Genomic DNA, 18,116 nt, shown 5'->3' with positions numbered 1-18,116 from the left:
GCCCGTACCGCAAACCGACACAGGTAGGCGAGGAGAGAATCCTAAGGTGCGCGGGATAACTCTTGCTAAGGAACTCGGCAAAATGGCCCCGTAACTTCGGGAGAAGGGGCGCCCCGGTAGGGTGAGGGTCCCCGCCCGACGCGAGCGTAAGCTGGTGTCGGGCGGGCTGAGCCCGAGGGGGCCGCAGTGAAAAGGCCCAAGCGACTGTTTAGCAAAAACACAGGTCTCTGCGAAGCCGCAAGGCGAAGTATAGGGGCTGACGCCTGCCCGGTGCTGGAAGGTTAAGGGGATGGGTTAGCGCAAGCGAAGCTTTGAACCGAAGCCCCAGTAAACGGCGGCCGTAACTATAACGGTCCTAAGGTAGCGAAATTCCTTGTCGGGTAAGTTCCGACCCGCACGAAAGGCGTAACGACTTGGGCGCTGTCTCGGCAAGAGACCCGGTGAAATCATAATACCTGTGAAGATGCAGGTTACCCGCGACAAGACGGAAAGACCCCATGGAGCTTTACTGTAGCCTGGTATTGGAACTTTGTGCATCATGTACAGGATAGGTGGGAAGCTTTGAAGCAGGGGCGCCAGCCTCTGTGGAGCTGTCGGTGGGATACCACCCTTGATGTACGGAGTTTCTAACTCGTCGCCCTGATCGGGCGAGAGGACCATGCCAGGTGGGCAGTTTGACTGGGGCGGTCGCCTCCCAAAAGGTAACGGAGGCGCCCAAAGGTTCCCTCAGAATGGTCGGAAATCATTCGTAGAGTGTAAAGGCAGAAGGGAGCTTGACTGCGAGACCTACAAGTCGAGCAGGGACGAAAGTCGGGCTTAGTGATCCGGTGGTTCCGCATGGAAGGGCCATCGCTCAACGGATAAAAGCTACCCTGGGGATAACAGGCTTATCTCCCCCAAGAGTCCACATCGACGGGGAGGTTTGGCACCTCGATGTCGGCTCATCGCATCCTGGGGCTGAAGTAGGTCCCAAGGGTTGGGCTGTTCGCCCATTAAAGCGGTACGCGAGCTGGGTTCAGAACGTCGTGAGACAGTTCGGTCCCTATCTGTCGCGGGCGCAGGAAGTTTGAGGAGAGCTGTCCTTAGTACGAGAGGACCGGGATGGACGCACCGCTGGTGCACCAGTTGTCACGCCAGTGGCACAGCTGGGTAGCTATGTGCGGAAGGGATAAGCGCTGAAAGCATCTAAGCGTGAAGCCCCCTCCAAGATGAGACTTCCCACAGCGCAAGCTGGTAAGACCCCTCAAAGACGATGAGGTTGATAGGTTCGGTGTGGAAGCGCGGCAACGCGTGGAGCTGACGAATACTAATCGGTCGAGGACTTATCCACACACAATCCATAGCATGCATGCAGATCCAGTTTTGAAGGAATAAGGTAAAGCCATCCGCAATGGATGGCTTTTTTCGTTGCGAGTCGGCGAGGAAACGACAGACGGAATGGGAAAAGAAAATCCCTCATGGCAGACCTGCAGCAAACAAGGTCTTGCCATCGAGGGACTTTTCCGTTGGTGTCAGGAGCAGTGTTTGCCCGCAAACAGCGCGATCAGTCGGTGATTTACTTGTTCTTCGTTCAGATCGGTAAACAGCCGGGCTTCTTTGACCATATCGTACAGCCGCTCCATCGGTTCGCGCCCGTCAGCCTTTTTCGCCTTCGCGTCCGTTTTCAACAATTCCCACGTGTCGACGATAAACTGGCGTTGGTCAATTTCCTGTTTGCGGAAGAAGAAGTCCAGCCGCTCCACATGATCGAGGAACTCAGAGCCAAAGCGCTTTTCGACATCCCCGCGCAGCAAGGAGATTTCGGCTTCGTACATCGGGCGTTCCTGCCCTTTTTCCTTCCCGATCCACGGAGTCTCCAGGACGAGAGGCAAGTGGCGAATCTTGTCGTGATGCACGATGTAGTGCATGGCCTCAAAGCCGATCAACCCAGCTCCGATCGGTGCATGGCGGTCCTTGTGGGTTCCCCGCAGACTTTTACTGTCGTTCAAGTGGACGACAGCCAATCGGTCCAAGCCGATGATCCGGTCGAATTGTTCGATGACGCCGTCAAAATCGTGGACAATGTCGTAGCCAGCATCGTGAATGTGGCACGTATCCATGCATACAGTCAGTCGGTGGTTATCTTCCACTTTCTCGATGATCGCGGCGATTTCTTCAAAATTGCGTCCGATTTCCGTACCCTTGCCGGCCATCGTCTCCAGCGCGATGTTTACGTTGGTGTCTTTTACCCCGCTCAGTACCTGGTTCAATCCTTCGGCGATGCGGGCAATGCCGAACTCGACATCCTTGTCTGTGTAGGCGCCCGGATGGAGAACGATATTTTTCACACCCAGGTAGTCTGTCCGGCGGATTTCTTCCTGGAGAAAGCGTACGGCCAGTTCAAACGTATCTTCTTTATAGGAGCCGAGATTGATAATGTAAGGGGCGTGGACGACGATCTCGTCGATGTTGTGCTTGTCCATCACCGCTTTCCCTTCGTCTACGTATTGCTCCTCAATCGGTTTGCGCCGCGTGTTTTGCGGGGCCCCGGTATAAATCATAAACGTGCTGGAACCGTAACCGACGGCTTCTTCAGCGGCATTGAGCAAACCTTTGCCGGAGAATGAGACGTGTGATCCGATTTTAAGCATAGTGATTCCATTCCTCCTTTGGGGGATGTTCCAGATCAAAAAGCACTTACCTAAAAGTAACGCATTCTGGCCATTTCGTCCAATCTGATCCGCGAATGGCTCGGGCTTGTTTTTGGGTGGCGAGGAATGCTTTTCCCTCATGTCACAATTATGGTAGGCTATCCACATACATATCCACAATGAACACACCCACAGTTTGGAAAGAATAAAGGAAAACCTTCTGGACGATAACAGTCAGGAAGGTGTGTTCGATTCGAGTTATCGTGTTGGGAGGAGGAACCGTTTCTTGGCGATTTCCTATGCGATCCTGTTTGACATGGACGGCACGCTTTTGCAAACCGAAACATTATCGACCCCGGCCTTCCAGCGGACCTTTGACCAGCTTCGCGAGCAAGGAATTTGGGATGGTCCCACTCCGAGCGAAGAGCAACTAGTCAGTGTACTGGGGATGACGGTCGAGCAGGTGTGGAACACTTTGCTCCCCGGAGCAGTCGAAGAAGTCCAGCATGCCGCCGATCGCTTGCTGCTGCAAAACGAAATCAAGCTGATCCACGAACGGGTGACAGAACTGTACCCCGGAGTGGTGGAGACGCTGCACCATTTGCATGAGCAAGGCATCCCGTTGTTTGTAGCCAGCAACGGCCAGGAAAAATACATCGAGGCGATCTGCGCCGAGTACGGACTGACTGACCTGTTCACCGATCTGTATTCGGCCGGACGTTTTCAGACCCGCTCCAAAAACGATCTGGTCGGCAAGCTGCTGCGCGATTACGAGATCAAGCAGGCGGTCATGGTCGGGGACAGACGCTCCGACATCGAAGCAGGGAAGGCGAACGGCCTGTTTACGATCGGCTGTGATTTTGGCTTTGCCGGGGAGGGCGAGCTCGATGGCGCAGACAGACTTATCGCCAGCTTCAGCGAGCTGCTGAACCATTTGCCACCACCTTACAAACCGCAACATAGGCAGTCCTGAAACCATTCCGTCCGGAGTGGTTTTTTGTTTGATTTAAGCGCAGATAATTTGCCTACACTAGTACATGTAGAAGGACGTAAGCAAAGTGCAGCGACCACTTGCAACGATACAGCAAACGCATTATAATTAAAGTCAAAGATAGTCAAAGTCAATAGTCAAACCACATTGGATAGGAGGCGGTGACATGCGTAATATCTCGGACATCATTGAGCAGCACTTGAAAAACATCATAACCGAGAGTCCCACCGGTTCCGTCGAGATTCAGCGTAGCGAAATTGCCGACCTTTTTCAGTGTGTGCCATCTCAGATCAACTACGTCATCAATACTCGCTTTACCTTGCAAAAAGGGTATATCGTCGAGAGCAAGCGCGGCGGCGGCGGGTACATCCGAATCCGCAAAGTCCAGATCGTCAGCAAGGCCCGCTTGCAAGAGCTTTTGACAGAAGAACTGATCGGCGAAAGCATCACCCAAAATGTCGGGAATGCGATTATCGAGCGATTGCTGGAAGACGGTTTGGTCAGTCTGCGGGAAGCGACGTTGATGAAAGTGGCAACCTCACGCAATGTACTGACGATCAAACCGGAGATTCGCGATCGATTGCGGGCAAATATTTTAAAGCAGTTGATTGCCGCGATTTTGTCAAGGTGAGTATGGTAAGGGAGGGATAGTGATGAACTGTGAAGAATGTGGGCAAAGACCGGCTACGCTTCATCTGACGAAAATCGTAAATGGAGAAAAGAACGAATACCATATTTGCGAGCAATGTGCGCAGGAAAAAGGGGATGTATTCACCGGCTTTCACAACTTCAGCATCAATAATCTCCTGTCAGGGTTGCTAAAATTTGACCCGATGCAAAAAAATGGGCGCGATTCGGCGGCAAACAAGCCGATCCGCTGCGAGACATGCGGACTTACCTACGCGCAGTTCAGCAAAAGCGGTCGATTTGGTTGCAGCGATTGTTACACATTTTTGGGCGATAAGCTCGATCCGCTTTTTCGCCGCATCCACGGCAACACCCAGCACATCGGCAAGGTACCGGAGCGCACGGGCGGACAGATCAAAATCCGCAAAGAGCTGGAGCAGTTGAAAAGTGCGTTGCAACGCTATGTTGCCAGCGAGGAATTCGAGAAGGCGGCAGAGATGCGCGATCGAATCCGCGTACTTGAACAAAAAATGTCACAATCGTAACAAGGGAGGTTAGCTGGTCATGGGCCTACAGCAGTTTATGCAAAACCCGTGGAGCAATTGGATGAGAGGCGAAGGCCCTGATTCCGACATCGTGATCAGTACACGGTTGCGTATTGCGCGCAACTTGCGCCAGCATCCTTTTCCGCTCTTGGCTACAGATTCCCAGGCGGAAGAAGTAGTAAGAAAAGTAACCGAAGTAAGCAACTCCGAGTCCATGCGCAAGCAATACAACCTGCAACTGATTCAAATGGATCAGGTAAACCCTTTGGAAAAAAAGGTGCTGGTCGAAAAGCATCTCATCAGTCCACATCTGGCTGAGGAGTCCAGAAAAGGGGCGGTCTTGCTAAGTCCTGATGAATCAGTCAGCATTATGATAAATGAAGAAGACCATATTCGCATCCAGGTGCTTTTGCCGGGCTTTCGCCTGAACGAAGCGTGGGAAGTCGGCACGAAAATGGATGATATTTTCGAGAAGCAGTTGACGTACGCGTTTGATGAAAAACGAGGCTATCTCACGAGCTGCCCGACCAACGTCGGCACAGGGATACGCGCTTCTGTCATGCTGCACTTGCCGGCTCTCGTGATGACCCAGCAGATCAACCGCATCCTGCAAGCGATCAATCAGGTCGGGCTGGTCGTCCGCGGCATCTACGGCGAAGGCAGCGAGGCGATGGGCAATCTGTTCCAGCTCTCCAACCAGGTCACGCTGGGCATGTCGGAAAACGACATTCTCTCCAACCTGTACGGTGTAGCCAGACAGATCATCGAGCAAGAACGCGTCGCCCGCGAATACTTGATGGAGCATACCCGGATCACGCTGGAAGACAAGATTTTTCGCTCCTACGGCATTTTGCTCCACGCACGCACGATCGAGTCTAAGGAAGCGGCACAGCGCCTCTCCGATGTGCGTCTGGGAATCGACCTCGACGTCATTCCCGAAGTTTCTCCGCTCGTCCTAAACGAGCTTCTGGTGACGACCCAACCCGGCTTCCTGCAACAAAACGCCGGGCAAAAGCTGACTCCCGAGCAGCGCGACGAAAGAAGGGCGCGACTGATCCGGGAGAAAATCAGAGCAGACAGGTAATCGCGATCCGAAATAGAAGTAAGTACTTAATGGAGGTGTAACGATATGATGTTTGGACGATTTACAGAACGAGCACAAAAAGTGTTGGCATTGGCGCTGGAAGAGGCTGTACGTTTGGGCCACAAGGACATCGGGACAGAGCATGTGCTGCTTGGCCTCATCCGCGAAGGCGAAGGCATTGCCGCCAAAGCCTTGCAGTCGCTGGGACTCGGTTTGGATAAAATTCAAAGTGAAGTAGAGGCGCTGATCGGCCGCGGGACGGAACAATCCGGTTCCAACTACACCCCCAACTATACGCCGCGCGCCAAAAAGGTCATCGAACTTTCCATGGACGAAGCACGCAAGCTGGGCCATACCTACGTCGGTACAGAGCATATCCTGCTCGGTCTGATCCGCGAAGGTGAAGGCATTGCCGCGCGCATTATGAACAACCTCGGCGTCAGCCTGAACAAGGCTCGCCAGCAAGTGCTGCAACTGCTGGGCAGCTCGGAGATGATGGGTTCGCATCAACCGTCCGGCGGCAATCCGGCAGCCAACACGCCGACGCTGGACGGCCTGGCCCGCGATCTGACGGCGATCGCCCGTGAAGGCGGACTCGATCCCGTCATCGGCCGCCAGAAAGAGATTGAGCGCGTCATTCAGGTACTGAGCCGCCGCACGAAAAACAACCCGGTTCTGATCGGGGAACCAGGGGTAGGGAAAACGGCGATTGCAGAAGGCCTGGCGCAAAAAATCGTGAACAACGAAATTCCCGAAACACTGCGCGACAAGCGTGTTATGACACTGGACATGGGGACGGTAGTAGCCGGAACCAAGTATCGTGGCGAATTTGAAGACCGCCTGAAAAAGATCATGGACGAAATCCGTCAAGCCGGCAACATCATCCTGTTCATCGACGAGCTGCACACGTTGATCGGCGCTGGCGGCGCTGAAGGTGCGATTGACGCATCGAATATTTTGAAACCGGCATTGGCGCGCGGCGAACTGCAGTGCGTAGGCGCGACCACGCTGGATGAATACCGCAAGTACATCGAAAAGGACGCTGCGCTGGAACGCCGTTTCCAACCGATCCAGGTAGACGAACCGACGATGGAAGACGCGATCAAAATTCTCAACGGCTTGCGCGACCGCTACGAAGCGCATCACCGCGTGAAAATTACCGACCAGGCAATCGAACAGGCGGTGAAGCTGTCCGATCGCTACATTACCGACCGCTTCCTGCCTGACAAGGCGATTGACCTGATCGACGAAGCAGCTTCCAAAGTGCGTCTGCAGTCCTTCACCGTTCCACCGAACCTCAAAGAGCTCGAAGGCCGTCTGGAAGAAGTGCGCAAGGAAAAGGACGCTGCCGTACAGTCCCAGGAGTTTGAAGAAGCCGCAGCGCTGCGCGATCAGGAGCAAAAGCTGCGCGAAGAGCTGGAAAAAACGAAGAAGGACTGGAAAGAACGCCAGGGCCAACTGAACATGGAGGTAACGGCAGAAGACATCGCGACTGTCGTGGCGAGCTGGACCGGCGTGCCCGTCGTCAAGCTGAAAGAAGAAGAGACCGAGCGCCTGCTGAAGATGGAAGAGATTCTGCATGATCGCGTCATCGGTCAGGACGAGGCGGTCAAATCGATCTCCCGGGCTGTGCGCCGCGCGCGTGCCGGCCTCAAAGATCCGAAACGTCCGATCGGCTCCTTCATCTTCCTCGGTCCTACCGGGGTCGGGAAAACCGAGCTGGCGCGTGCCGTAGCCGAGACGCTGTTTGGCGATGAAGACGCGATGATCCGCGTCGACATGTCCGAGTACATGGAGAAACACTCCACAGCGCGTCTGGTCGGTGCCCCTCCGGGATATGTGGGATATGACGAGGGCGGCCAGCTGACGGAAAAAGTACGCCGCAAACCGTACTCCGTCATCCTCCTGGACGAAATCGAAAAAGCGCATCCTGACGTCTTCAACATCCTGCTGCAAGTCCTCGACGACGGACGTTTGACCGACTCCAAGGGACGTACTGTGGACTTCCGCAACACGGTAGTCATTATGACCTCCAACGTCGGTGCCAGCCTGATCAAGAAAAATACGACGCTTGGCTTTACTACCGGCGATACGGAAAGGAAATACCAGGACATGAAGGACAAGGTGATGGATGAGCTGAAAAAGAGCTTCCGTCCCGAGTTCCTCAACCGGATCGACGAAGTCATCGTCTTCCACTCTCTGGAGCAGGAGCATATCGAGCAAATCGTCTCGCTGATGACCGAAGAGCTGCGCAAACGTCTGAGAGAGCAGCACATCGATTTCCAACTGTCCGACGAAGCGAAGAAAATCCTCGCGAAGGAAGGCTTCGACCCGGCGTATGGCGCTCGTCCGCTGCGTCGCGCGATCCAGCGTCAGATCGAAGACCGCCTGTCCGAAGAGCTGCTGAAAGGAACGATCAGCAAAGGCGATACGGTAAGCATCGACGCCGAGGATGGACAATTGGTCGTCAAACGATTGGAAAAAACCACGTCGTAACAAACGTAAAATATGATAGGATAACAGGAGAAGAGAATGCCTCAGTGATTTCACCGGGGTATTCTCTTTTCCGCTGTATGGATTGGCCGATCTGTCGGACCAAATTTGAACATGCAAACGAGGTAGGAAAATGTCCAAGTATAAGACGAAATTCGCTTGTCAAGAATGCGGGTATGAATCACCGAAGTGGATGGGAAAGTGTCCGGGATGCAACAACTGGAATACGCTCGTCGAGGAAGTAACCGTGAAAAACGCACATCGCCACGAAGGGTTGAGCGGCGGCGTGCGGCAGGCGCCGATGGCGCTGACGCAAGTGACGAGTGAGGAGGACCCGCGGATCGACACGACGATCAGCGAGTTGAACCGCGTGCTCGGCGGCGGTTTGGTGCCTGGTTCGATGATTTTGGTCGGCGGAGACCCGGGTATCGGAAAATCCACGCTGTTGTTGCAAACCTCCTTTGCTCTCGCTCACCAGGGCGGCAAGGTGCTGTACGTCTCTGGCGAAGAGTCCGCAAAGCAAATCAAGCTGCGCGCAGATCGCCTGGATAAGAAAACACCGCCCATGTTTGTTTTGGCAGAAAATGATTTAGATTTGATTGAGCAGCATATTAATCAGGTAGACCCCCACGTACTGATCATCGACTCGATTCAGACCGTATTTCATCCGGCGATCCAGTCCGCGGCGGGAAGCGTCGCCCAGGTACGCGAGGCGACTGCGCAGTTGATGCGGATTGCCAAAGGAAAAGGGATCGCCACGTTCATCGTGGGCCACGTGACCAAGGAAGGCTCAATCGCAGGCCCGCGGATGCTGGAGCATATGGTGGACGCTGTTCTCTACTTTGAAGGGGAGCGGCACAATACATTCCGAATTTTGCGCGCTGTCAAAAACCGCTTTGGTTCGACAAACGAAATCGGAATTTTCGAGATGAAGGATCGCGGCCTCGAGGAAGTCGCCAACCCGTCCGAAATCTTTTTGGCGGAGCGTCCGCACGGAGTGGCAGGCTCTACCGTTGTCGCCAGCATGGAAGGGACCAGGCCGGTCCTGGTCGAGCTGCAGGCACTGGTCGCGCCGACCAGCTTCGTGACGCCGCGCAGGATGGCGACAGGCGTCGATCATCAGCGCGTGGCGATGATTATGGCGGTATTGGAAAAGCGCATGGGGATGATGCTGCAAAACCAGGACGCCTACGTGAACGTAGCAGGCGGCGTTCGGCTGGATGAGCCTGCCGTCGACCTGGCTATTGCCGTCAGCATCGCCAGCAGCTTTCGCGACCATCCGACCAATCCGCATGACGTCGTAATCGGAGAGATCGGGCTGACCGGCGAGGTGCGCGGCGTCTCCCGGATCGAACAGCGGGTGCGGGAAGCGCACAAGCTGGGCTTCAAGCGGGTCATCATCCCGGAAAAAAACATACGCGGTCTGGAAGTTCCAGATGATATTGCGGTGATCGGCGTGAATAATATAAGCGAGGCATTGCATGAAGTGATGAGGGGGTAGCGCGTGTGCAGGAGTACGACAAACGAACCCGGGAATTTAACCATGCGCTTCGCTTCGTCGCTCCTGGTACGCAGCTACGCGAAGGTCTGGAACATGTGCTCAGGGCCAGGACTGGCGGACTGATCGTTGTCGGATGCAGTCCGGAAATGAGACAAATTGTCGATGGCGGCTTTTCCATCAATTGCGAGTTCACCCCTGCTCATCTGTACGAGTTGGCGAAAATGGACGGAGGCATCGTCCTCAGCGAAGATGCCAGGCGGATTTTGTTCGCTAACACCCAGTGGTTCCCTCCGGCATCGATCCCCACCAGCGAAACGGGGACGCGTCACCGGACGGCGCAGCGAACAGCGGTGCATACCAACCACCTGGTCATCGCCATCTCGCAGCGGCGCAATGTGGTCACGCTGTATCAGGGCAATTTTCGCTACGAGCTCAGTGAGACTGGCGTTATTTTGGCAAAGGCGAATCAGGCTGTCGCCACCTTGGAAAAATACAAATCCGTCCTCGACCAGTCCCTGACCAACCTCGGTGCGCTGGAATTCGAGGAATTGGTGAGCTTGCACGACGTGGCTTCTGTTTTGCAACGGATCGAAATGGTTCTTCGTATAAAAGAAGAGATCGCCAATTACAGTTGCGAGCTGGGGACAGAGGGGAGGCTTGTCAGCATGCAGTTGGCGGAACTTGTTTCCAACATCGAAGAAGAGGCTCGCATGCTGATCAGGGATTACAGTCGCAACCCCGACGCCTCTGTGGATCAGGTGCTGCGTGACATGAAAAAATTAAGTTCGGATGAAATGATGGAAATCAGTTCGTTCTTGCGTGTACTCGGGTATACTGGTACTGTCAGCAACCTGGAGGAATCGGTATCTCCGCGTGGCTATCGGATCTTGTTGAAAATTCCCCGGCTGCCTGCCGCGATCATCACGAACCTGGTTCAGCATTTTCATAATCTGCCGCGGATTATGATGGCGACGATCGAGGAGCTGGATGATGTGGACGGAATCGGCGAGGTGCGGGCAAGAGCGATCAAGGACGGTCTGAAAAGGATTCAGCAGCAAGTGTTCATTGACAGACATATTTGAAGTAGAATAGGATAAAGGCACACTAGATGTACGACTCGATTTGCCTAGTGGACGATCTTTGACAAACGCTCGTCTTCTTCGCGAAGGAAAATCAGGAGGTAGTTTATGTTCGTGAAATCGTTGCCGAACATACTAACCGTAAGCAACTTGTTTTTGGGTATTCTGGCTATTATTCTTGCTTTTCAAGGTGAGCACTACGTAGATTACGCGGCGATCACGGTCATTATCGGGATGCTCGCAGACGGTCTCGACGGGCGCGTAGCCCGTATGCTCAATGCGCAGAGCGAATTTGGCAAGGAGCTGGATTCCTTGTCCGATGTGATCACATTCGGTGTGGCACCTGCTTTCATCATGTACGTCGTGGTGTTGCAGGATCTGAATATGCTCGGCATTATCATTACAGCGATCTTCCCGATTTGCGGTGCACTCAGGCTCGCCCGCTTCAATGTCCAGGCTGGCGTACCCGGCTACTTCATCGGGCTTCCGATCACCGCGGCTGGCGGTGTGCTGGCGACTCTCGCCTTGTACCACCAGGTGTTTAACGTAGCGCTGCTGGCAGCCAGCATGCTGCTGCTCGCCTTTTTGATGGTATCCAAGATCAAATACCCCAACTTCAAAAAAGTGGGGATTCCCAAGGCAGCTTACTGGATCACCCCGATCATCATTGCCATCGTGGTTCTGGTGGCCATCAAGTATCCGGAGCAGTTTCCCAAAATCGTCTTTTTGCCGCTGGCGGTGTATGCCTTGTACGGAATAAAAAAAAACATTGAGATTTTGATCAAAAAAATCAGAGGGCGCAAAAAGAAAGAGGAATCGGTGCCTTTTGAATAGGCGCAAGCAAAGAAAAACCCGCATGACATGTGCGGGTTTCAGCCTGTAGACAAAGTTCCGTAAGGAACAGGGTCTGCAGGCTTTTTTGTTGAATATAGAACATGTTACGTTTTCAAAAGTTATTTTTTAGAGGTGGCATTATGCTTAATAAGCAAGAGGCCGAAGGGCGTTATCAGATATCTGCATTCTCGCTAGATGAGTTGGTGCCAGAAGATCATCTCGTAAGAAAAATTGAAAATGCAATCGACTTTTCGTTCATCTATGACTTGGTGGAAAGCCTCTACTGTCATGACAATGGCAGACCCAGTGTTGACCCTGTAGTCTTAGTTAAAATTGCTTTCATCCAATATATTTTTGGAATTCGTTCCATGCGACAAACGATTAAAGAGATCGAAACCAATGTTGCCTATCGGTGGTTTATTGGCTATGATTTCAGTCAGCCCATTCCCCATTTCACGACCCTAGGCAAGAACTATGTTCGCCGTTTTCGGGATACTCAACTCTTCGAGTCGATCTTCCTTCGAATATTGGAGGAGGCGGTTCATCATGGATTCGTGAAGCCTGATGTGCTTTTCATTGATGCTACGCATGTAAAAGCCAGTGCGAATAAGCATAAATACGTGAAAGAAATCGTTGAAGAACAAGCGAAGAAATATCAAGAGCTGCTGGACGAAGAAATCAATCAGGATCGTATTGCACATGGAAAGAAGCCCCTTGAAAAAAAGACAGAAACTTCGAAGAAGGAGGTGAAAGTCAGCACAACTGACCCGGATTGCGGATTGTTTGTAAAAGGGGAAAAGGAACGTGTATTTGCTTATAGTTTTCATACAGCATGTGATCGAAATGGATTTGTGCTTGGTGCCAAGGTAACGCCAGGCAATGTGCATGACAGTCAGGTTTTTGAGGATGTTTTGAATCAAGTGCGAAAGACGTTTGCACAGCCTCAAGCTGTGGCAGTGGACTCGGGATACAAGACGCCTTACATCAGTAAAACACTCCTTGATGACCAGATTCGCCCCGTTATGCCCTACACAAGACCACGCACCAAAGAAGGTTTTTTTAAAAAGCACGAATATGTGTATGATGAATATTTCGACTGCTACATCTGCCCGAACGAGCAAATCTTAACATATGAGACAACAAACAAGGATGGGTACCGTATCTATCGATCAAATTCTCAAGTTTGCCGAAGTTGTCCGTTCTTGAAACAATGCACGGAAAGTAAAGACTACACAAAGAGAGTGAGTCGCCACATCTGGGCTGATTACCTCGAAGAGGTAGACCACCTCCGGCATACCGAGGAAAACAAACAAATCTATAGCAAACGGAAAGAAACGATTGAACGTGTATTCGCTGATATGAAGGAAAAGCATGGCATGCGTTGGACGACCTTACGAGGACTGGAGAAGGTCACGATGCAGGCGATGCTTGTTTTCGCTGCCATGAACTTGAAAAAAATGGCGACCTGGCTATGGAAATCAGGTCGCCAAAAGGTGAACGATCAAAACACCTTCGGTATTTTCATCAAATTATTAAACAAACTCCCTCTGCTGTTCGTTCAGCGAGGGAGTTTGTCTGCAATCTGAAACCCGCATGACATGTGCGGGTTTTTTTGCAACCTTTTGACCGGTTCATCCGTATACTTTTTTTAAGTTAGGAAAGGTTGAAAACACCTAGTGTATGAAGCCGTTCCGATTCCTGTGAAATCACGTCCTCGAGCTTGATCTCCGCTATATTGCAGAGGGCGGCCATGTAGAACATGTTTTTGCCCATTTCCGCCATGACGACCTCGCGGCAATGCTCGCAGAGAGGGCCGTTGAAGTGGGTATCGAGATGCTTCTTTTGCTCATCCAGGCTTTTGGTGGCATCGTATTCCTGTTTCTTTGCCACGACTTCCACGCAGCCACATTCGGTGACGGCCTTGGTGAGGGAACGGTTGATGCGAGATGCCGACTCCTGCACTTTCGACATGACGTCCAGTATGCTGCGGTGCCGAAGCAACAACTCTGATACCTGTGTTTGAAAGTCGTCGAGCTTTCGAGTCTCCATATGTTTCACCTCTGTTTTGGGCTGGTTACACAATCGAAATTTTCAGGATTTTCGCTATAGCCATTATAAGAATGGATTCGGCTTGCTGTCAATTTAAGAGAAAATGAAAAACAAGAAAGAATCTTGACGAATAAACGGGAAATATGTTAAAATTTTTGGCTATTTGACATGGTAAAATAGGTTTTGCTATAGTGAAAGGTAAGGGGAAGGATATTTCAAGTTGATGGAAAGAAGCAGGGTTTACCTTTCCCGCTTCTGTCTATATTAATACCAAGGGAGGTGAAGGCATGGTACGCCGCATAGGAAAAATCGTATTTGTCCTGGTTGGGGGAGGTTTGGGGTTCCAGTATGGTCCGGAACTATTCTCTTTACTCAACAATTTGTTAAATTTCGGTGTGGTAAACGGAACGCAATACATTGGTGCGGCTCTTGGTGCCATCCTGTTCTTCTTCGCTGCTAATTTCTTGATGGATTATATTTTCCGAGTTATTCGCTGGGGAGAAGAAACGCTCGTCAAAATGCCGGTTGTGGATGTCATGTTCGGAGCGATGGGGTTGATTAGTGGTCTTATTGTTGCTTTTTTATTATTCCTGCCCATCAGTAAGATTCCGATTCCGGTAATTGGGGATTTGCTGCCGCTGGTCGTCTCCGGTTTGCTTGGCTATTTGGGATTCCAGGTAGGATTTCGGAAACGCGATGAGATCATGTCTGTCTTTTCCATCGGTCGCAAGGACAGGGACAAAAAGAAGGAAAACGTCAATACCACGGTCAATGTGGAAAATAAAATTCTGGATACAAGCGTCATCATCGACGGGCGGATTGCCGACATATGTCGAACCGGCTTTTTGGAAGGTGTTCTGGTCATCCCGGGCTTCGTGCTGGAGGAACTGCAGCACATTGCCGATTCGTCCGACGTGTTGAAGCGAAACAGAGGACGGCGCGGGCTCGACATTTTGAACAAGATCCAGAAAGAAATGAAAGTGAAAGTGCAGATTTGGGAAGGCGACTTTGAAGAAGTCTCGGAAGTGGACAGCAAGCTGATCAAGCTGGCAAAAGTAATCGGGGGCAAGGTCGTCACCAACGACTTCAACCTGAACAAGGTTTGCGAGCTGCAGGGTGTGCCTGTGTTGAATATCAACGATCTGGCCAACGCGGTAAAGCCGGTCGTCTTGCCGGGCGAGGAGATGAACGTCCAGGTGATCAAGGACGGAAAAGAGCACGGGCAAGGCGTCGCATATCTCGATGACGGGACGATGATCGTGGTCGAAGGCGGCCGCGACTATATCGGCAATGAAGTCGATGTACTGGTGACCAGCGTGCTGCAGACTTCGGCAGGACGGATGATTTTCGCCAAGCCGAAGCTGTTGGAAAAAGCGCTGTAGACAATCGCGATAGAGGCGTATGGGAGAGGATTCATTGTGGCTACGGGAGCAGTCATAGTTGCTGCGGGGTCGGGAAAGCGGATGGGCAGCCATCGCAACAAGTTGTGGTTGCCGCTCGCAGGTGAGCCGATCCTCGCGCACACGGTCAGACTGTTTGCCTCCCATCCGGAGGTAGCGGAAATCGTACTGGTGGTGAGCGAGCAGGACCACGCAGACGTGATCGACTGGTTGCGGACAGAAGGCATCCGCTTGACGGTCGTAGTAGGTGGCGCAGAGCGTCAGGACAGCGTGCGGCATGGTCTGCAGGCGCTGTCCCCGGATTGCTCGTACGTACTCGTACACGATGCTGCCCGCCCCTTTGTCACTCCTCAGCAGATCAGCCAGTTGATCAGCCAGGTGCAGCACGACCAGGCTACGATTGTCGCGGTTCCGGTCAAGGATACGATTAAAGTGGTGGGGGAGACAGGACAGATCGAGTCGACCCCGGCGCGGGAAAGCTTGTGGGCTGTACAGACCCCACAAGCTTTTCGTATGTCCTTGCTGCAGGAAGCGCATCAACGGGCGAAGGAAGCGGGGAAGCTGGGGACGGATGATGCGACGCTCGTGGAATGGCTGGGTCATCCGGTGACCGTCATGCAGGGGAGCTATGAAAACATAAAAATCACGACGCCTGACGATTTGCTCGTGGGCGAAGCGATTATGCGAAAGCGAAAGGGAGAGTAGGCAATGCGGATTGGACAGGGATTTGACGTACATCAACTGGTGGAGGGAAGACCGTGCATCATCGGCGGGATCACCATTCCATATGAAAAAGGGCTGCTCGGGCACTCGGACGCCGACGTGCTGTTGCATGCCATCAGCGATGCGATTTTGGGAGCGATCGGAGAGGGAGACATCGGACGACATTTTCCCGATACCGACGAGGCGTATAAAGACGCGGACAGCCTCAAGCTGCTCGAGCATGTGTGGGCATTGGTAAAGGAACGCGGCTATCGCCTTGGCAACCTCGATGCGACGATTATCGCCCAGGCGCCGAAAATGGCTCCGTACATCCCGCAGATGAGAGAAGTGATCGCCCGCGCTTTGCAGGCCGAGGATCACTCCCAGGTCAATATCAAGGCGACGACAACGGAAAAGCTCGGTTTCACCGGGCGCGGAGAAGGGATTGCCGCCCAGGCTGTCTGCTTGCTTGTCAAGGAGTAGGTCTAGGTGTAACATAAAGCGTTAGAAGATGCTTTACGATTTTTAGCGTCTTACATTCATAAGGATGGTGCTACCCATGGCGAAAGCGATTCGCACTCGTTATGCTCCAAGTCCGACGGGGCATCTACATATAGGCGGTGCGCGGACAGCTCTTTTCAATTATTTGTTTGCAAAACACCACGGCGGTTCCTTTATCGTACGGATTGAAGATACGGATCAGACGCGCAACAAGGAAAATGCCGACGAGGAGCAGATGAAGAACCTGAAATGGCTGGGTATCGAGTGGGAGGAAGGTACCGATATCGGCGGAGAATACGGTCCATACCGGCAGACAGAGCGGCTGGACATTTATCGCAAATACATCGACCAGCTTCTGGCCGAGGGCAAGGCGTACTACTGCTACGCTACCAAGGAAGAGCTGGACGCTGAGCGCGAAGAACAGCTTGCGCGCGGCGAAACCCCGCGTATTCTGGAAAAGCATCGTCATGTCACAGACGAGCAGCGCGCACAATTCGAAGCGGAGGGCCGCGTCCCGTCGATTCACTTCCTGGTGCCGGAGAACCGGGAATACGTCGTGGACGATATGATTCGCGGACAGGTTACCTTCCATTCCGACGAGATGGGCGACTTTGTCATCTGTCGACCGGACGGCATACCCACCTACAACTTTGCGGTCGTCATCGACGACTACCTGATGCAGATCAGCCATGTCATCCGCGGTGAGGAGCATTTGTCCAATACGCCGCGGCAGTTGATGATCTACGAGGCGTTCGGCTGGGAGCCGCCGCGCTTTGCTCACCTGGCGCTGATTCTCAACCAGGAAGGCAAAAAAATGTCGAAGCGCGACGAGAGCATTATCCAGTTTATCGAGCAGTATCGCGAACTCGGGTTTTTGCCGGACGCGATCGTCAACTTCCTGGTGCTTCTCGGCTGGTCTCCGGGCGGCGAAGAAGAGATTTTTGGCAAGGAAGAGCTGATCAAGCTGTTCAGCATGGAGCGGGTCAGCAAGTCTCCGGCTGTGTTTGACTCGACCAAAATGAACTGGATGAACAACTACTATCTGAAGCGCCAGCCGCTGGAATTGATCACCGAAATGTGTATTCCACATTTGCAAAATGCGGGCTTTATCGAAGCGGAGCTGTCCGCGGAGAAGAAAGAGTGGGTGAAGAGCATCGTCGCCCTGTACCAGGAGCAGATGTCCTACTGTGCGCAGATCGTGCCGCTCGCAGCTCTTTTCTTCCTCGACGAAGTGGTGTACGATGAGGAGGCGCTGGCAGTGCTGAAGGAACCGCAACTGCCAGAAGTCTTGAATTCGTTTGCCAAACACCTGTCAGCGCAGGATGAATACAATGTAGACATCATCAAGGCTGCGTTGAAGGACGTGCAAAAAGAGACGGGCCAAAAAGGAAAAGCGCTGTTTATGCCGGTTCGCGTGGCGGCTACGGGACAGGCGCACGGCCGCGACCTCGGAGAAACCTTGTATCTGCTCGGTCGTGACAAGGTGCTTGCGCGTATCAACCGCGTGCTGACCGAAGGAAAATAAATACGGATCAAATGCGATGAGCAGGAGAGTACAGCAGAGCGATGCGTCTACAGAGAGGGTGGAGAGGTGAGAGCCATCCGGCGCATGCTGCTGGAAATGCCCCTGTGAGCGATGTATGGAACGCTGCGGGTGTACAGCACCCAGGGCAAGTAAGT

Annotated in this window: 15 protein-coding genes, 1 rRNA gene and 1 other annotated feature (2 of these 17 cut by a window edge); of the genes, 14 read left to right on the top strand and 2 right to left on the bottom strand. The window is 52.8% G+C overall.

What is annotated here, in order from left to right:
• Positions 1-1,330 (top strand): 23S ribosomal RNA (locus tag ACAF76_RS20610) (it extends 1,641 nt beyond the left edge of the window).
• 181 nt (positions 1,331-1,511) lie between these two features.
• On the opposite strand, the gene ACAF76_RS20605 is transcribed toward ACAF76_RS20610, so the two are convergent.
• The gene (locus ACAF76_RS20605; RefSeq protein WP_421617310.1) at positions 1,512-2,630 is read right to left on the bottom strand and encodes a deoxyribonuclease IV; all 1,119 of its coding nucleotides are present in this window, start codon (positions 2,628-2,630) and stop codon (positions 1,512-1,514) included.
• 286 nt (positions 2,631-2,916) lie between these two features.
• Here ACAF76_RS20605 and ACAF76_RS20600 point away from each other — a divergent pair, with 286 nt between their 5' ends.
• The 9 genes from ACAF76_RS20600 (at position 2,917) to ACAF76_RS20560 (ending at position 13,370) form a co-directional block, all read left to right on the top strand.
• Positions 2,917-3,603, top strand: a complete 687-nt coding sequence (locus ACAF76_RS20600) for an HAD family hydrolase (RefSeq protein ID WP_421617309.1) — start codon at positions 2,917-2,919, stop codon at positions 3,601-3,603.
• Between the two features lie 184 nt (positions 3,604-3,787).
• A complete protein-coding gene (locus ACAF76_RS20595; protein ID WP_421617308.1) occupies positions 3,788-4,252 on the top strand; it encodes a CtsR family transcriptional regulator in 465 nt (154 codons plus the stop codon).
• Positions 4,253-4,274: 22 nt separating this feature from the next.
• Positions 4,275-4,793 (top strand): UvrB/UvrC motif-containing protein, encoded by a 519-nt coding sequence (locus ACAF76_RS20590; RefSeq protein ID WP_421617307.1) that lies wholly within the window; start codon positions 4,275-4,277, stop codon positions 4,791-4,793.
• A gap of 19 nt (positions 4,794-4,812) precedes the next feature.
• Entirely contained in the window at positions 4,813-5,877 is a 1,065-nt protein-coding gene (locus ACAF76_RS20585) for a protein arginine kinase (protein ID WP_421617306.1), read from the top strand.
• A 45-nt stretch (positions 5,878-5,922) separates the two neighbouring features.
• Positions 5,923-8,373 (top strand): ATP-dependent Clp protease ATP-binding subunit, encoded by a 2,451-nt coding sequence (locus tag ACAF76_RS20580; RefSeq protein ID WP_421617305.1) that lies wholly within the window; start codon positions 5,923-5,925, stop codon positions 8,371-8,373.
• 130 nt (positions 8,374-8,503) lie between these two features.
• On the top strand, positions 8,504-9,871 hold the full coding sequence (radA, locus tag ACAF76_RS20575) for a DNA repair protein RadA (RefSeq protein WP_421617304.1): 1,368 nt from the start codon (positions 8,504-8,506) through the stop codon (positions 9,869-9,871).
• A 5-nt stretch (positions 9,872-9,876) separates the two neighbouring features.
• The gene (disA, locus tag ACAF76_RS20570) at positions 9,877-10,953 is read left to right on the top strand and encodes a DNA integrity scanning diadenylate cyclase DisA (protein ID WP_421617303.1); all 1,077 of its coding nucleotides are present in this window, start codon (positions 9,877-9,879) and stop codon (positions 10,951-10,953) included.
• 105 nt (positions 10,954-11,058) lie between these two features.
• Positions 11,059-11,784 carry a CDP-diacylglycerol--serine O-phosphatidyltransferase gene (gene pssA, locus ACAF76_RS20565; protein ID WP_421617302.1) on the top strand — a complete coding sequence of 242 codons (726 nt, stop codon included), beginning with the start codon at positions 11,059-11,061 and terminating at the stop codon, positions 11,782-11,784.
• 140 nt (positions 11,785-11,924) lie between these two features.
• The gene (locus tag ACAF76_RS20560) at positions 11,925-13,370 is read left to right on the top strand and encodes an IS1182 family transposase (protein ID WP_400162161.1); all 1,446 of its coding nucleotides are present in this window, start codon (positions 11,925-11,927) and stop codon (positions 13,368-13,370) included.
• Positions 13,371-13,437: 67 nt separating this feature from the next.
• Here ACAF76_RS20560 and ACAF76_RS20555 read toward each other — a convergent pair whose 3' ends face one another.
• Positions 13,438-13,833, bottom strand: a complete 396-nt coding sequence (locus tag ACAF76_RS20555; protein WP_400164692.1) for a DUF1573 domain-containing protein — start codon at positions 13,831-13,833, stop codon at positions 13,438-13,440.
• Between the two features lie 287 nt (positions 13,834-14,120).
• Between ACAF76_RS20555 and ACAF76_RS20550 the strand changes: the two genes are divergently transcribed.
• The 4 genes from ACAF76_RS20550 to gltX all read left to right on the top strand — a co-directional run bounded on the left by ACAF76_RS20550 (position 14,121) and on the right by gltX (position 17,961).
• Positions 14,121-15,215: a PIN/TRAM domain-containing protein gene (locus tag ACAF76_RS20550; RefSeq protein WP_400164691.1), complete on the top strand. Its 1,095-nt coding sequence runs from the start codon at positions 14,121-14,123 to the stop codon at positions 15,213-15,215.
• A 36-nt stretch (positions 15,216-15,251) separates the two neighbouring features.
• The gene (ispD, locus tag ACAF76_RS20545) at positions 15,252-15,938 is read left to right on the top strand and encodes a 2-C-methyl-D-erythritol 4-phosphate cytidylyltransferase (protein ID WP_400164690.1); all 687 of its coding nucleotides are present in this window, start codon (positions 15,252-15,254) and stop codon (positions 15,936-15,938) included.
• A gap of 3 nt (positions 15,939-15,941) precedes the next feature.
• Positions 15,942-16,418, top strand: coding sequence for a 2-C-methyl-D-erythritol 2,4-cyclodiphosphate synthase (gene ispF, locus ACAF76_RS20540; protein WP_400164689.1), 477 nt, complete (start codon positions 15,942-15,944; stop codon positions 16,416-16,418).
• Positions 16,419-16,494: 76 nt separating this feature from the next.
• Positions 16,495-17,961 carry a glutamate--tRNA ligase gene (gltX, locus tag ACAF76_RS20535; protein WP_400164688.1) on the top strand — a complete coding sequence of 489 codons (1,467 nt, stop codon included), beginning with the start codon at positions 16,495-16,497 and terminating at the stop codon, positions 17,959-17,961.
• A gap of 7 nt (positions 17,962-17,968) precedes the next feature.
• Positions 17,969-18,116: a binding site (T-box leader), on the top strand (it continues 88 nt past the right edge of the window).

It is taken from the genome of Brevibacillus sp. TJ4 (genome assembly GCF_044627595.2).
GTDB lineage: Bacteria > Bacillota > Bacilli > Brevibacillales > Brevibacillaceae > Brevibacillus.
This window is presented reverse-complemented; position numbering and strand designations above follow the sequence as displayed.

Bases quoted from the DNA above. Each gene is read 5' to 3' on its own strand.
- ACAF76_RS20605 (WP_421617310.1), bottom strand. From the start codon at position 2,630: ATGCTTAAAATCGGATCACACGTCTCATTCTCCGGCAAAGGTTTGCTC.
- pssA (WP_421617302.1), top strand. From the start codon at position 11,059: ATGTTCGTGAAATCGTTGCCGAACATACTAACCGTAAGCAACTTGTTT.
- ACAF76_RS20580 (WP_421617305.1), top strand. From the start codon at position 5,923: ATGATGTTTGGACGATTTACAGAACGAGCACAAAAAGTGTTGGCATTG.
- ACAF76_RS20550 (WP_400164691.1), top strand. From the start codon at position 14,121: ATGGTACGCCGCATAGGAAAAATCGTATTTGTCCTGGTTGGGGGAGGT.
- gltX (WP_400164688.1), top strand. From the start codon at position 16,495: ATGGCGAAAGCGATTCGCACTCGTTATGCTCCAAGTCCGACGGGGCAT.
- ACAF76_RS20560 (WP_400162161.1), top strand. From the start codon at position 11,925: ATGCTTAATAAGCAAGAGGCCGAAGGGCGTTATCAGATATCTGCATTC.
- ispF (WP_400164689.1), top strand. From the start codon at position 15,942: ATGCGGATTGGACAGGGATTTGACGTACATCAACTGGTGGAGGGAAGA.
- ACAF76_RS20585 (WP_421617306.1), top strand. From the start codon at position 4,813: ATGGGCCTACAGCAGTTTATGCAAAACCCGTGGAGCAATTGGATGAGA.
- radA (WP_421617304.1), top strand. From the start codon at position 8,504: ATGTCCAAGTATAAGACGAAATTCGCTTGTCAAGAATGCGGGTATGAA.
- ACAF76_RS20590 (WP_421617307.1), top strand. From the start codon at position 4,275: ATGAACTGTGAAGAATGTGGGCAAAGACCGGCTACGCTTCATCTGACG.
- ACAF76_RS20595 (WP_421617308.1), top strand. From the start codon at position 3,788: ATGCGTAATATCTCGGACATCATTGAGCAGCACTTGAAAAACATCATA.
- ACAF76_RS20555 (WP_400164692.1), bottom strand. From the start codon at position 13,833: ATGGAGACTCGAAAGCTCGACGACTTTCAAACACAGGTATCAGAGTTG.